At 71.8% G+C, this 13,487-nt stretch carries 13 protein-coding genes; 10 read left to right on the top strand and 3 right to left on the bottom strand.

Features of this window, described 5'->3' with window-relative positions; translation table 11 throughout:
* Nucleotides 1–130: 130 nt before the first annotated feature.
* The 8 genes from ACIPYT_RS02330 (at nucleotide 131) to rocD (ending at nucleotide 9,490) form a co-directional block, all read left to right on the top strand.
* Nucleotides 131–691, top strand: a complete 561-nt coding sequence (locus ACIPYT_RS02330) for an acyl-CoA thioesterase (protein WP_401070256.1) — start codon at nucleotides 131–133, stop codon at nucleotides 689–691.
* A gap of 3 nt (nucleotides 692–694) precedes the next feature.
* Complete coding sequence (locus tag ACIPYT_RS02325; RefSeq protein WP_401070253.1) at nucleotides 695–1,570, top strand: SDR family NAD(P)-dependent oxidoreductase; 876 nt, start codon at nucleotides 695–697, stop codon at nucleotides 1,568–1,570.
* A gap of 193 nt (nucleotides 1,571–1,763) precedes the next feature.
* The gene (locus tag ACIPYT_RS02320) at nucleotides 1,764–5,420 is read left to right on the top strand and encodes a proline dehydrogenase family protein (protein WP_401070250.1); all 3,657 of its coding nucleotides are present in this window, start codon (nucleotides 1,764–1,766) and stop codon (nucleotides 5,418–5,420) included.
* A gap of 91 nt (nucleotides 5,421–5,511) precedes the next feature.
* Complete coding sequence (locus tag ACIPYT_RS02315) at nucleotides 5,512–5,946, top strand: hypothetical protein (RefSeq protein ID WP_401070247.1); 435 nt, start codon at nucleotides 5,512–5,514, stop codon at nucleotides 5,944–5,946.
* The gene (locus ACIPYT_RS02310; protein ID WP_401070244.1) at nucleotides 5,946–6,176 is read left to right on the top strand and encodes a helix-turn-helix transcriptional regulator; all 231 of its coding nucleotides are present in this window, start codon (nucleotides 5,946–5,948) and stop codon (nucleotides 6,174–6,176) included. The genes ACIPYT_RS02315 and ACIPYT_RS02310 overlap by 1 nt, the downstream gene beginning before the upstream one ends.
* A 1-nt stretch (nucleotide 6,177) precedes the next feature.
* Complete coding sequence (locus ACIPYT_RS02305; RefSeq protein WP_401070241.1) at nucleotides 6,178–7,236, top strand: NAD(P)-dependent alcohol dehydrogenase; 1,059 nt, start codon at nucleotides 6,178–6,180, stop codon at nucleotides 7,234–7,236.
* Nucleotides 7,237–7,400: 164 nt separating this feature from the next.
* Nucleotides 7,401–8,276 (top strand): dimethylargininase, encoded by an 876-nt coding sequence (ddaH, locus tag ACIPYT_RS02300; protein WP_401070239.1) that lies wholly within the window; start codon nucleotides 7,401–7,403, stop codon nucleotides 8,274–8,276.
* Nucleotides 8,273–9,490: an ornithine--oxo-acid transaminase gene (gene rocD / locus ACIPYT_RS02295; RefSeq protein ID WP_401070236.1), complete on the top strand. Its 1,218-nt coding sequence runs from the start codon at nucleotides 8,273–8,275 to the stop codon at nucleotides 9,488–9,490. Before ddaH ends, rocD begins: the two co-directional genes overlap by 4 nt.
* Before the next feature lie 14 nt (nucleotides 9,491–9,504).
* Here rocD and ACIPYT_RS02290 read toward each other — a convergent pair whose 3' ends face one another.
* Genes ACIPYT_RS02290 through ACIPYT_RS02280 form a run of 3 tightly spaced genes read right to left on the bottom strand, consistent with a single transcriptional unit; the run spans nucleotide 9,505 to nucleotide 11,725 of the window.
* Nucleotides 9,505–9,867 (bottom strand): hypothetical protein, encoded by a 363-nt coding sequence (locus ACIPYT_RS02290; protein ID WP_401070233.1) that lies wholly within the window; start codon nucleotides 9,865–9,867, stop codon nucleotides 9,505–9,507.
* Between the two features lie 59 nt (nucleotides 9,868–9,926).
* Nucleotides 9,927–11,279 (bottom strand): MFS transporter, encoded by a 1,353-nt coding sequence (locus tag ACIPYT_RS02285; protein WP_401074718.1) that lies wholly within the window; start codon nucleotides 11,277–11,279, stop codon nucleotides 9,927–9,929.
* A 5-nt stretch (nucleotides 11,280–11,284) separates the two neighbouring features.
* Complete coding sequence (locus tag ACIPYT_RS02280) at nucleotides 11,285–11,725, bottom strand: MarR family winged helix-turn-helix transcriptional regulator (protein ID WP_401070230.1); 441 nt, start codon at nucleotides 11,723–11,725, stop codon at nucleotides 11,285–11,287.
* 94 nt (nucleotides 11,726–11,819) lie between these two features.
* On the opposite strand from ACIPYT_RS02280, the gene ACIPYT_RS02275 reads away from it, so the two are divergent.
* Nucleotides 11,820–12,560 (top strand): copper homeostasis protein CutC, encoded by a 741-nt coding sequence (locus ACIPYT_RS02275; RefSeq protein ID WP_401070228.1) that lies wholly within the window; start codon nucleotides 11,820–11,822, stop codon nucleotides 12,558–12,560.
* Between the two features lie 29 nt (nucleotides 12,561–12,589).
* Nucleotides 12,590–13,444: an alpha/beta fold hydrolase gene (locus ACIPYT_RS02270; protein WP_401070226.1), complete on the top strand. Its 855-nt coding sequence runs from the start codon at nucleotides 12,590–12,592 to the stop codon at nucleotides 13,442–13,444.
* The last annotated feature ends 43 nt before the right edge of the window (nucleotides 13,445–13,487 follow it).

The raw sequence follows: 13,487 nt of genomic DNA, 5'->3' as shown, positions 1-13,487 counted from the left end.
GCCGTGACTCTACGCGCGGGTTCGGAGAACCGGAAATCGAGGAGAATGCCGAAATGTCGCCGTAACACCCTATGGAGACATCGCACAACGAAGTTCGGAGATCGTGCATCGATGGCTACGATCGTTCCTCGTGAATGTGATCTGGCGCACCCTCCTCGTGATCCTCTCCGCCCGCCTCCGCGTGCGCCGCGGCAAGACCCTCGATCCCACGGCCGTGGGCACCGTGCGGCTGACGACGCTGCCGAGCGACATCGACATCCTGCGGCACATGAACAACGGCCGCTATCTGTCGCTGTTCGACCTGGGACGATGGGACCTGCTGATCCGCACGGGCCTCTTCGACGCCATGAAAGACCGCGGCTGGTACGCGGTGGTGTCGAGCGAGACCATCACGTTCCGCAAGTCGCTGCAGCTGTGGCAGCGGTTCGACGTGCAGACGAGGTTCATCGGCCATGACGAGAAGGCGGTCTTCATGGAGCACCGCGCCGTGGTCGACGGGGAGGTCTATGCCCGGGCGATCGTGCGGGCGCGGATGCTGCGCCGCGCCGGCGGCACGGTGAGCAACGAGGAGCTGTTCGCCGCCGTGGGCAAGCCCGACGGCCTGCGTGAGATCGACTCCTGGGTGCACGACTGGGCTGCGGCCTCGGCGCTGCCGCCCGTACGCACGCCCGCGCCGAGCGACTGGAGCTGACGCATGACGGATGCCGGGGGCCGACGCCCCGGACGCACACTGCTCGTCGGCTGCGGCGCGTTGGCCACGGCGCTGGGGGAACGGCTCGTCGCGGACGGGAACGAGGTCACGGCGATCCGGCGCGACGCCGCCGGGCTGCCGTCGACGTTCGCGGCGATGGAGGCCGACCTCCGGCATCCGCTGCCGACGGCGCTCGCTCAGGGTCTGCCGTCGTTCGAGTCGGTCGTGATCACGCTGCCGCCGGGGACGGGGCCGGGGACGGGGCCGGAGGGCTCGATCTACCCGGCGGCGCTCGCGCACGTCGCCGCCTCGCTGCCCGCGCGTCCCGAACGGGTGCTGTTCGTGTCGTCGACGCGGGTGTTCGAGGGCTACGCCTCCGAGACCTTCGGCGGGGCCGACGGACGGGCACCTCTCACGGAGCGGGATGAGCCGCGACTGACCGGCGAGCGCGGCGAAGCGCTCGTCGACGGTGAACGACGTGCCGTCGACCTGCTCGGCGCTGTGGTCGTGCGCCCGGCGGGCATCTACGGGCCCGGACGCGACTCACTGATCCGGCGCGTGCGCGAGGGGGCGGCGGTCGACCATGAGCGCCGCACCAACCGCATCCATGAACACGACCTCGTGCGCCTGCTCGAGGCGCTGCTACGTGCCGACGCCCCGCCCGCGCTCGTGCATGCCGTCGACCACGAACCCGTGCGGCTCGGCGACGTCGTCGCGCACCTCGCCGAGCGGCTGGGTGTCGCGGTGCCCCCGCACACGACCCCGGAGGTCGGCGGCGGCACGGTGCTCGACGGCGCCCGCGCCCACACCCTGCTGGGCGACCTCGTCTACCCGACCTTCCGCGAGGGCTACGACGCGATGCTCGCCTCAGCGAGCTGACCCACGCCCGCCTGTTCGTCGCCGAGGTCGCATGTTCCCGCCGAGGTCGTATGTTCCCGGCGTCGGCAACATGCACTTTCGACGCGATGGTGCAACCTGGGTGCGGGGTGAGCCGCACAGCGAGGGCGAGGGAGGGGCGATGCGGGCGGCGCGGGGACGCGGTGACGAGCCCGCGCCGTCCTAGGCTGAGGGCATGGCCGATCAGACGCCGTCCGCACCCGCATCCGACACCCTCGCGGACCGCGCGATCGAGCTCGCCCGCCGCTGGGTCGCCGAGGCCGCCGCGGCAGACGTCGACCCGGCCGCCGAGCGGCTCGCGGGAGTGCTGCAGGATGCGAACGGCCTGCCCTTCACGCTCGGCTTCGTCGACGGGGTCATGCGCCCCGAGAGCCTCGGCGCCGCGGCATCCCAGCTGCACCGCATCGCGCCGATCGTGCCCGACTTCCTGCCCTGGTATCTGCGTTCGGCCGTGAGGATCGGCGGCGGCGTCGCCCCGGTACTTCCCGCACCCGTCGTGCCGATCGCCCGTCGCGTGCTGCGCGAGATGGTCGGTCACCTCGTCGTCGATGCGCGCCCCGCCAAGCTCGGACCGGCGATCGCGAAGATCCGCGAGGGCGGTGCCCGCCTCAACCTCAACCTGCTCGGCGAGGCCGTGCTCGGCGAAGCCGAGGCGCGGCGCCGGCTCGACGGCATCCACGATCTGATCCGGCGCCCCGACGTCGACTACGTGTCGGTGAAGGTGTCGGCGATCATGAGCCACATCTCGATGTGGGCGTTCGACGAGGTCGTCGCGTCGGTCGTCGAACGCCTTCTGCCGCTGTACCTGACCGCGGCGGCGGACGGCACCTTCATCAACCTCGACATGGAGGAGTACCGCGACCTCGACCTGACGATCGCGGTGTTCACCCGCATCCTGGAGGATCCGCGCCTGCAGGCGCTCGAGGCCGGGATCGTGTTGCAGGCGTATCTGCCCGACGCGCTGCCTGCGCTGCAGGAGCTCACCGCCTGGGCGCAGGAGCGCGTGCAGCACGGCGGAGCCCCGATCAAGGTGCGACTCGTGAAGGGCGCCAACCTCGCGATGGAGCACGTCGAGGCCACCATGCACGGCTGGCCCGTTGCGACCTACGACACCAAGGTCGACACCGACGCGAACTACCTGCGCTGCCTCGACTGGGCGCTGCGCCCCGAGAACATCGGCGCGGTGCATCTCGGCATCGCCGGCCACAACCTCTTCGGCATCGCGTACGCGTGGCTGCTCGCGGGCGAGCGCGGACTCGTCGGAGCGGCGTCCGCGGCGGAGGGCCGGGCCATCGCCGGCCAGCCGTCGATCGAGTTCGAGATGCTGCTCGGCATGGCCCAGGGACAGGTGCAGGCGGTGTCGCGCGAGGTCGGCGAGGTGCTGCTGTACGTGCCGGTGGTGAAGCCCGACGAGTTCGACGTCGCGATCAGCTATCTCGTGCGACGACTGGAGGAGAACGCCTCGTCCGAGAACTTCCTCTCCGCGGCGTTCCGGCTGGGCGACGACGAGGCGCTGTTCGTGCGCGAGCAGGACAGGTTCCTCGACGCCCTCGACCGCTCGACCTCGCCGAACCTGCGCACCGGCGCCCGCCGCACGCAGGACCGGAGCGCGCCCGTGCACGAGTCCGCCCGGCCGGTGGTCGCCGCTCCCGCGCCGGAGCAGGACCTCACGAAGGCGGTGCTGGGGATCTCGCGAGGATCGGGCGGAGACGCCGGATTCCTCGAGACGGCCGTGTACGACCCGCGCGAGCTCGAGCGCGGCACCGGGGGAGCCCCCGGATTCGAGAACACCCCCGACAGCGACGCGGCTCTGCCGGCGAACCGCGAATGGGCGCGCGACGTGCTCGCCCGCATCGACGGATCGACGCTCGGGGAGGCCGTGATCGCCGCCGCGCGGATCGACGACCCGGAGACGCTGCAGGCGACCGTCGCGCGGGTGCAGGATGCCGGACGCTCCTGGGGAGCGCGTCCGGCGGCCGAGCGCTCCGAGGTGCTGCTGCGGGCCGCCGCCGCGCTCGAGGGGCGCCGCGGCGACCTGATCGAGGTCGCGGCAGCCGAGACCGGCAAGGTGTTCGCCGAGGCCGACGTCGAGGTCAGCGAGGCCGTCGACTTCGCCCGGTACTACGCCGCGAAGGCGAGGGAGCTGGATGCCGTCGCCGGCGCCTCGTTCGAGCCGGCGCGCGTGACGGTCGTGGCCCCGCCGTGGAACTTCCCGCTCGCGATCCCGGCCGGGGGCGTGCTCGCCGCGCTCGCCGCGGGGTCGGGTGTCGTGTTCAAGCCCGCACCGCAGTCGCGCCGCTGCGCCGCCGTGATCGCCGAGACGCTGTGGCAGGTCGGCGTGCCCCGCGACGCCCTCGTGCTGGTCGACATCGACGAGGGCGATCTGGGGCGCGAACTGATCGCGCATCCCGCCGTCGACCGGGTGATCCTCACGGGGTCATGGGAGACCGCGGCGCTGTTCCGCTCCTGGCGCCCGGACCTGCCGCTGCTCGCCGAGACGAGCGGCAAGAACGCCATGATCATCACGCCCTCGGCCGACCTCGACCTCGCCGTCGCCGATCTCGTGCGCAGCGCCTTCGGGCACGCCGGGCAGAAGTGCTCGGCGGCGTCGCTCGCGATCCTCGTGGGTCCGGTGGGGCGCTCGCCGCGGTTCGCCCGACAGCTCGCCGACGCCACGCGCTCGCTGCATGTCGGCTGGCCCCAGGATCCCCGCTCGGAGGTGGGCCCGGTGATCGAGCGGCCGTCGGGCAAGCTCGCCTGGGCGCTCACCGAGCTCGAGGGCGACGAGCAGTGGCTGATCGAGCCCGCGGTCGCCGCCGACGATCCGTCCGGCCGGCTCTGGCGCCCCGGCATCCGCGTCGGCGTGCAGCCCGGCTCGCGCTTCCACACCGAAGAGTTCTTCGGCCCGGTGCTCGGCGTCATGCACGCGCCCACACTCGAGGCGGCGATCGAGATGCAGAACGCGGTCGCCTACGGCCTCACCGCCGGGCTGTACACGCAGGATCCTGACGAGCTGGGGGTGTGGCTCGACCACGTGCAGGCGGGCAATCTCTACGTGAACCGCGGCATCACCGGAGCCATCGTGCAGCGGCAGCCCTTCGGCGGGTGGAAGCGCTCCTCGGTCGGTGCGGGGGCGAAGGCGGGTGGCCCGAACTATCTGATCGGCCTGGGGTCGTGGCGCTCGCGGGGCTCGGGTCCCGTGTCGAGCACGCTGCATCTGCGGGGCCTCGATTCGCGCATCACCGACCTCATCGAGGCCGCGCAGTCGTCGCTCGACTACGAGGCGTTCGAGTGGCTGCGCCGCTCGGCGCTCTCGGATGCGCTCGCGTGGGATCGCGAGTTCGGCCGGGTGCGCGACGTCTCGCAGCTCGGCGTCGAGCGCAACCTGTTCCGGTACCGGCCCGTGCCGGTCGCGATCCGTGCGACCGCGGATGCCGGGTGGCAGGAGCTGCTGCGGGTCGTGGTCGCCGCGGTGCGCGCCGGCGCGGGCTTCACGCTCTCGACGCCCGTGGGGCTGCCGTCGTCCGTGCGGCACGCCCTCGGCGAGCTCGGCGCGGTCGTCTTCATGGAGACGGACGAGGAGTGGATCGCGCGGATGCGGTCGCCCGAGCATCCCGCCCGTGTGCGTCTCGTCGGGCAGCGACCGGCGGTCGCCGCGCTGCACGGCGCCCTCGCATCGGCGCTCGACGGAGATCCCGACCTGGCGGTGTACGACGGGGAGGTCACGTCGGCGGGGCGCATCGAGCTGCTGCCGTTCGTGCACGAGCAGGCGATCGCGATCACGGCCCACCGCTACGGCAACCCCGACGACTGGAGCGCCGAGGTCATCTGACCAGTCCTCGATTCCCGTGTAAAAGATTCTTGACATGGATGCCCGGGGCGACGTAGCCTCCGTGTAAACAATCTTTTACACGGAGGCTGTCATGGTCTATGAAGAGCGCAACGTCTGGGCGGGGCTCATCGTGAGCATCCTCGTCCTCCCCGCGTACGTCGTGATCGTCCTGCAGCAGGCGGCGAACCGGCCCGTCGAGACCATCGACTGGTTCCCGCTCATGCTGTGGACGATCGGCATCGGCATCGTCGCGACCATCGTCGTCAGCATCGTCTGGGGCATGATCGCCGGCGCTCGCGACCCGGAAGGGGTGGGGCGGTCGGACATCCGCGACCGCGACATCGGCCGCATGGGGACGCGCGTCGAGCAGTCGTTCCTCGTGCTCGCCGGCCTCGGCGTGATCGTCCTGTGCGCGGTGGGCGCCGACGTCTTCTGGATCGCCAACACGATGTTCGCCGGATTCGCGGTCTCGGCCGTGGTCGGGGGCGTCGCCCGGGCCGTGGCCTACCGCCGAGGTCTCGTGTGATGGTCAAGCCGACGCTCGTCTCGAACAGTATCCGCGCCCATCGCGAATCCGTGGGCCTCACGCAGGCCGAGCTCGCCCGCACGATCGGCGTGACCCGGCAGACCCTCATCGCGATCGAGCAGGAGAGGTACTCTCCGACGCTCGAGCTCGCCTTCCAGATCGCCCGAGCCTTCGGCGTCGGCCTCGACGATCTGTTCCAGTACCCCGACGCCGCACCGACGGAGGCATGACATGACCGCAGCACGTCGCACCCCGACCAGCACGCCGAGCTCACAGCCGGACACGATGCCCGCCTGGAGCCGCGAGACCTACGGCCCGGCCGACGGCGTGCGCCTCGCACAGCTCCCGATCCCGGTGCCTCGGCGCGGCGAGGTCGTGCTGCGCGTCGAGGCGACCTCGCTCAACGCCGGCGACGTGCGCCTGCTGCTCGGCGACCCGCTGCTCGTGCGTCCGGTGTTCGGGCTCACGCGCCCCAAGAACCCCGTGCGCGGCATGGAGGTCACCGGCATCGTCGTCGAGCTCGGGCCCGAGGCGATCGGCGTCGAGCTCGGCAGCCGCATGGTCGGCGAGCTCGTCGGCGGAGGCGGTCTGGCCCCGCACGTCGCGGTGCCCGCCTCGCGTCTCGTCGCGGTGCCGCCCGACGTGGCCTCCGACATCGCGGCGACCCTCCCGGTCGCCGGTGGCACGGCCTGGCAGGCGCTCGACCTCGCCGGGGTCGGCATCCGTACGGCAGGAGGAACACCGGATGACGGAACCGGCCGCGTGCTCGTGATCGGCGCCTCCGGCGGCGTCGGCACCTTCGCGGTGCAGCTCGCCGCGCTGCGCGGGGCCGAGGTGTGGGCCACGTGCGGGGAGCGCAACTCCCGGCTGGTCGAGCACCTCGGCGCCGTCCGCACCCTCGATCATCGCCGCACGCCGCTCGCGACGCTGCCGGAGGGGCACTTCGACGCCGTGATCGACATCGCCGGCGGCCTCGAGCTCGCGGCGCTGCAGCGTCTCGTGGCTCCCGGCGGCACGGTCGTGCTGGCGGCGGGCAACGGCGGCCACGTGCTCGGCCCGATGCCGCGCATCCTCGCGGCGGGGTTCCGGTCGATCGGGTCACGCCGTCGCATCCGTCCGCTGCTCGCGACGCCCCGCGCCGAGGTGCTCGCGACCCTCCTCGACCTCGTCGCCGAGGGACGCGTCACGCCCGTGATCGAGCGCGAGTACGCGTTCGACGACGCTCGCGACGCCCTCCGGCACGTCGAGGCCGGGCACACGGTCGGCAAGGTGGTCGTGCGCGGAGCGTGAGTCCGGGCATCCGGGTTCTGGCGGCGTCCAGGCGACGGGTGACAGAATGGATCCCGGCGTGCTCGAGTCGCATCTTCCCCGAGCGCCGACTCCCTCGGAGCGGCACGGGTCGAAGGACCGCCGGGCCCCTGGACAGCGTCCGCCGCATCCGTTCGAGGAGCCCCATGTCTGTCGAAACCACGGCCACGACCGCGCCGGTCCGCACCGCCCACCACCGGCGGTACCTGATGTGCGAGCCCTCGCACTTCACGGTGAACTACTCGATCAACCCGTGGATGGAGCCCGCGAAGCCGACCGACACGGCCAAGGCGGTCGCGCAGTGGCAGAAGCTGCATGACCTGTACCTCGAGCTGGGCCACGAGGTCGAGCTCATCGAGCCGCTCGCCGACTACCCCGACATGGTCTACACCGCCAACGGCGGCTTCCTGATCGACGGGCGTGCGTACGTGCCGAAGTTCCGGTTCGTGGAGCGCCAGGGCGAGGCCCCGGCCTTCGCCGACTGGTTCCGCGCCGCGGGCTATGACACCGTGATCCCCGAGGAGGTCAACGAGGGCGAGGGCGACTTCCTGCTCGTCGGCGACGTGATCCTCGCGGGCACCGGCTTCCGCTCCACGGGCGACAGCCACCGCGAGGTGGGCGAGGTGTTCGGCCGCGAGGTCGTGTCGCTGAACCTCGTCGACCCGCGCTTCTACCACCTCGACACCGCGATCGCGGTGCTCGACCCCGTGCAGGGCGTCGAGAACGGCGGCCCCGAGCGCGCCAACATCGCCTACCTCCCCGGGGCTTTCGACGAGACGAGCCGCGCGATCCTCGAGGAGCGCTTCCCAGACGCGATCCTGGTCTCCGACGAGGACGGCTCGGTGTTCGGCCTGAACTCTGCCAGCGACGGCTACAACGTCATCATCTCGCCGCGCGCGAAGGGCTTCGAGCAGCAGCTGCGCGAGCGCGGCTACAACCCGATCCTCATCGACCTGTCCGAGCTGCTGCTCGGCGGCGGCGGCATCAAGTGCTGCACGCTCGAGCTGCGGGGTGCCGCGTGACCGCGGTCGAGGAGACCACGGGATCGGCGGCAGAGGTCGGCTCCGAGCCCCACGTCGCCCACAACTACCACCCGCTGCCGGTCATGATCGCGCGCGGCGAGGGCGCCTGGGTCACCGACGTCGAGGGCAAGCGGTACCTCGACCTGCTCGCGGCGTACTCGGCCGTGAACTTCGGGCACCGGCATCCGGCTCTGGTCGCGGCGCTCACCGAGCAGCTCGGCCGCGTGACGCTCACCAGCCGTGCGTTCATGAGCGACCGCCTGGAGCCGTTCGCCGCCGCGCTCGCCGAGCTCGCCGGCAAGGACATGGTGCTCCCGATGAACACGGGCGCCGAGGCCGTTGAGACCGGCATCAAGGTCGCGCGCGCCTGGGGCTACCGGGTCAAGGGCATCGCCGACGGCGCCGCCCGCATCGTCGTCGCGGCGGGGAACTTCCACGGCCGCACGACCACGATCGTGAGCTTCAGCGACGACGAGGAGGCGCGCGCCGGCTTCGGCCCGTACACGCCCGGCTTCGACGTCGTGCCCTACGGGGACGCGGATGCCGTCGCCGCGGCCATCACGGCCGACACGGCCGCCGTGCTCATCGAGCCCATCCAGGGCGAGGGCGGGGTCATCATCCCGCCGGAGGGCTACCTGCGCCGCATCCGCGAGATCTGCGACGAGAAGAACGTGCTGTTCATCGCCGACGAGATCCAGTCGGGCCTCGGCCGTGTGGGCGAGACGTTCGCGTGCGATCGCGAGGGCGTCGTGCCCGACCTGTATCTGCTCGGCAAGGCGCTCGGCGGCGGCATCCTGCCCGTGTCTGCCGTGGTGGGGAACAGCGACGTGCTCGGGGTCATCCGACCCGGCGAGCACGGCTCGACCTTCGGCGGCAACCCGCTGGCGGCGGCCGTGGGGCTGCGTGTGGTCGAGATGCTCGAGACAGGGGAGTTCCAGGAGCGCGCCCGCGCCCTCGGCGAGCACCTCGGCGCTGCGCTCGAACCCCTGATCGGCCACGGCGTCACGGCCGTGCGCATCGCGGGTCTGTGGGCCGGTGTCGACATCGATCCCGCGAAGGGCGCCGGTCGCGAGATCGCCGAGAAGCTTCTCGACCGCGGCGTGCTGGTCAAGGACACGCACGGGCAGACGATCCGCATCGCGCCGCCTCTCGTGGTGCGCGCGACCGAGCTGGATTGGGCCGTCGAGCAGCTCAAGCACGTGCTGGGGGCGTAGCCCCAGGCCCGGGCTCAGGCGGGACTGTCGTCGGGGTCGAGCGTGCGCAGCGTGTCGCGGTCGACCTCGGTGTCGGCGTCGAGCTGCTCCTCGGTCGTCGCGTCGCCGCCCAGATGCGCGCCGCGGTCGGGGTTCGCGTCGCCCTGGATCGCGCCGTGCGGCGACTCGCCGTGCGCGCTGTCGCCCTGGATGGCTCCGCCCTGCGTCGCGCCCTGCGGGTCGCCGTCCTCGGCCTCGCCCTGGATGGCTCCACGCGGCGATGCGCCGTGTGAGCTGTCGCCCTGGATCGCTCCGCCCTGGGCCGCGCCCTGAGCGTTGGTGTCGGCGCCCTCGGCGGGGTCCTCGGCGTGCGGGGTACGTCCTGTGTTCTCGTCCATGATCGCGACGCTACGCTCGCCGACGCGCGCCCCGGAGGGCGTTGACAAACAGGCGGGGGTCAGTCCTGAGGTGCGATGCGGATCGGCGACGTCGCCGTGGCCTTCTCGCTGTAGTCGACGGGCTCGGCCGAGGTCGACGGATCGTCGAGCTCGGTCTCGTCGACCACGCTGAGCGGCCGCGTCTCATCGAGGGTGAGCAGGAAGCGGCGGTCCTCGTGCCGATGCACGCGCCCCGAGGTGAGCACCCAGATCAGGCCGATCGCACAGGCGACGAACCCCGCCGTGCCGCCGAGCATGATCGCGCTCCGCGGTCCGAACGTGTCGGCGACCCACCCGGCGATCGGTGCGCCGACCGGGGTCGAGCCCATGATGACGGCCATGTACAGCGCCAGCACACGCCCGCGCAGCGCGGGATCGGTCGTCATCTGCACGTATCCGTTCGCGGTCGTGAGCAGCGTCACGATCATGAACCCGGTGAACGTCAGCGTGATCGCGTACGTGAGGTACGTCGGCATCGCGGCAGAGACGAACGCGGCGATGCCGAACCCGCCGGCGGCGAAGATCACGACCCGCACGCGGGCGCGGTCGCGGCGTGCGGCGAGCAGGGCGCCGGCGAGCGACCCGATCGCGAGGATCGAGCTCAGCACGCCGTAGCCGTCGGCCCCGGCGCCGAACTCCAGCGCCATGGTCGAGGCGAAGATCGGGAAATTCATGCCGAACGCCCCGATCAGGAACACGGTCACGAACACGACGCGCAGATCGCTGCGCCCCCACACGTAGCGGAATCCGGCCGCGAGCCCGCCGCGGCTGCGGTTCTTCAGGCGGGGCGCGAGCTGTCCGGTGCGCAGCATCAGCAGCGCCACGAGCATCGCGAGGAACGTCGCGGCGTTCGCGATGAACACCCAGCCCGAGCCGATCGCGACGATCAGGAGGCCGCCGACCGCGGGCCCGATCATGCGGGCGAGGTTGAAGGATGCCGAGTTGAGGGCGACCGCGTTCGAGGTGTCGCCGACCGACACCATGTCGGACACGAACGCCTGGCGTGCAGGGGCGTCGAACGCGTTGACGACGCCGAACGCGGCGGCGAAGCCGAACATCATCGGCAGCGTCATGAGGCCGTTCAGCAGCAGCACGCCGACGGCGATCGCGAGGATCAGCAGCGAGGTCTGGGTCGCGAGGAGGATGCGGCGGCGCTCGAAGCGGTCGGCGACCCAGCCGGTGAGGCTCACGAGCACGAGGGGCGGCCCGAACTGCAGCGCCATCGTGACGCCCATGGCGGCGGCGTCGTTGTCGGTGAGCTCGGTGAGCACGACCCAGTCCTGGGCGGTCGCCTGCATCCACCCGCCGACGTTCGACACCAGCGCGCCGGCGAACCAGATGCGGTAGTTGATGTTCGCGAACGAACGGAACATGGCGCTCATCGGTCGACCACCCTGCGCATGAGGGCGGCCGCCTCGCGCAGCGTCGCGAGCTCGTCGTCCGTGAAGTCGAGCTCGCCGAGCATGTCGGCGAGCAGCTGGTCGCGCTGCTGGATCGTCTCGGCGACGATCGCGGTGCCCGCCTCGGTGATGTCGACGTGCACGCGTCGGCGATCCTCCTCATCGGGGATGCGGATCACGTATCCCTGCTCTTCGAGGCCGTTGATCATGCTGGTCATCGACGGCGCCGTGACGCGCTCGCGCTCGGCGAGCGCGCTGATCGTACGGCGTCCGTGCAGGCGGAGCGTGGCGAGGACAGCGAGCTGCGCATCGCTCATGGCGTCGACGGCTCGGGCGCAGCGGAGGCGGCGGGCGAGGCGGAACACGGCCATGCGCAGGTCTGTCGCGGTGAGGTGGAGGGCTTCATCAGGCGCAGACATTACTTAGACAGTCTAAGTAATTTTCCTCCTGTGCGAAAGTCCGATCGGAGGCGGGATGCCGGGAAACGTCCGCCGACCAGGACAGAATGGACGGATGACGACCCGCACGCCCGCACTCGAGATCGCCGTCACCGGACCCTCGGGAGTCCGCATCGCCGGAGCCGTGGCCGCCGCCCGCGTCGAGCTGGCGCAGGCCCTCGCGCTCGGCGGACTGACGCCGTCGCCCGCCACGCTCGAGCTCTCGGTCGAGGCCGCGCGCGAGGTCGGCATCGAGGTGCACGTGCTCGTGCGGGCACGTGCGGGCGGGTTCCACTACGACGCCGACGAGATCGCCCTGTCCGTCCTCGACGTGCGCCGCGCGGTCGAGGCGGGGGCCGACGGCGTCGTCGTCGGCGCGCTGGATGCCGGGGGAGCGCTCGACCTCGACGCCATGGCACGTCTGCGCGACGCCGCAGGCGCGGCATCCGTCACCCTGCATCGCGCGATCGACGTGAGCGTCGACCCGCTCGCGACACTCGCCGCCGCACGGTCGCTGGGGCTCCGCCGTGTGCTGACCTCGGGCGGCGCGTCCGCCGCTGTCGACGGCATCGACACCCTGCGTGCCATGGTCGCCGCGGCCGATGGGGCGATCGAGGTCATGGCGGGGAGCGGAGTGGATGCCGCGTGCGCCGCCGCGCTCGCCGGGATCGGCGTCGACGCCCTGCACTTCTCGGCCAAGCGCACCGTGCACGAGCAGGGCGGCGTGCGCATGGGATCGGCCGCCGACGGCGTCGGAGGGTACGAGGTCACCGACCTCGAGACGGCCCGCGCGGTCGTGGCCGCTCTGGCGTCGTGACGCCGAGCAGTGGTCACTAGGGTGGATCCGTGACGGATACGCGTGAGTTCACGGATGCCCACGGCATCGCCATCGTCTACGACGTGCACCCCGCGGCGGGTGAGCCGCGAGGAGTCGTGCAGCTGCTGCACGGTGTCGGCGAGCACGCCGGCCGCTATGTCGCTCTGATCGCGGCGCTCACCGAGGCCGGCTTCCACGTGTACGCCGACGACCACCGCGGTCACGGCCGCACCGGCATCCGCCAGCACGAGGGTCCCGCGAAGCTCGGACGTCTGGGCGCCGGCGGGATCCGCGCGACCGAGGCCGCGATCTGGCAGCTGACCGGGATCATCCGCGACGAGCATCCCGACCTCCCCCTCGTGCTGCTCGGGCACTCCTGGGGCTCGTTCCTCGCCCAGATGCTCGTGAACGACCACCCCGAGGCGTGGGATGCCGTGATCCTGTCGGGCTCCGCGCTGCGCATGCCGGGATCGCTCAACGCCGCGCCGCTCAACGCCCGCTGGGCGGGGACGGATGCCACCGGGCTCGAGTGGCTCAGTCGTGACCCCGCGGTCTGGGAGGCGTTCCACGACGACCCGCTCACGACCGAGACGCCGCTGCTGAAGCTGTTCGGGCCGATCGAGGCCGCCAAGCTCTACGGGCGTCCGCGTCGCGACCTCGGCCACGACATCCCCCTGCTGCTGATGGTGGGACGCGACGATCCGGTGGGCGGCCCGCGCAGCGTGCACAAGCTCGCCGATGCGTACCGCACGCGTTCGGGATTCACCGACGTGACGACCCTCGTCTACCCCGACGCCCGCCACGAGATCTTCGCCGAGCTGAACCAGGCCGAGGTCCGTGCCGACGTGCTGTCGTGGCTCGACGCACGCATCCCCCGGCGCTGACCCCGCGGGAGATGTCTCCCCGTGACCTCCCGTGACCCCGTGT

This window comes from Microbacterium sp. NPDC089695, from assembly GCF_044749085.1.
Taxonomy (GTDB): domain Bacteria; phylum Actinomycetota; class Actinomycetes; order Actinomycetales; family Microbacteriaceae; genus Microbacterium.
The sequence above is the reverse complement of the archived record's forward strand: the minus strand, read 5'-3'. Positions and strand labels throughout refer to the sequence as shown.

Excerpts from the sequence above, each read along its gene's own strand:
- ACIPYT_RS02325 (WP_401070253.1), top strand. The coding sequence starts at position 695 with ATGACGGATGCCGGGGGCCGACGCCCCGGACGCACACTGCTCGTCGGC.
- ACIPYT_RS02320 (WP_401070250.1), top strand. The coding sequence starts at position 1,764 with ATGGCCGATCAGACGCCGTCCGCACCCGCATCCGACACCCTCGCGGAC.
- ACIPYT_RS02315 (WP_401070247.1), top strand. The coding sequence starts at position 5,512 with ATGGTCTATGAAGAGCGCAACGTCTGGGCGGGGCTCATCGTGAGCATC.
- ACIPYT_RS02310 (WP_401070244.1), top strand. The coding sequence starts at position 5,946 with ATGGTCAAGCCGACGCTCGTCTCGAACAGTATCCGCGCCCATCGCGAA.
- ACIPYT_RS02305 (WP_401070241.1), top strand. The coding sequence starts at position 6,178 with ATGACCGCAGCACGTCGCACCCCGACCAGCACGCCGAGCTCACAGCCG.
- ddaH (WP_401070239.1), top strand. The coding sequence starts at position 7,401 with ATGTCTGTCGAAACCACGGCCACGACCGCGCCGGTCCGCACCGCCCAC.
- ACIPYT_RS02290 (WP_401070233.1), bottom strand. The coding sequence starts at position 9,867 with ATGGACGAGAACACAGGACGTACCCCGCACGCCGAGGACCCCGCCGAG.
- ACIPYT_RS02285 (WP_401074718.1), bottom strand. The coding sequence starts at position 11,279 with ATGTTCCGTTCGTTCGCGAACATCAACTACCGCATCTGGTTCGCCGGC.
- ACIPYT_RS02280 (WP_401070230.1), bottom strand. The coding sequence starts at position 11,725 with ATGTCTGCGCCTGATGAAGCCCTCCACCTCACCGCGACAGACCTGCGC.
- ACIPYT_RS02275 (WP_401070228.1), top strand. The coding sequence starts at position 11,820 with ATGACGACCCGCACGCCCGCACTCGAGATCGCCGTCACCGGACCCTCG.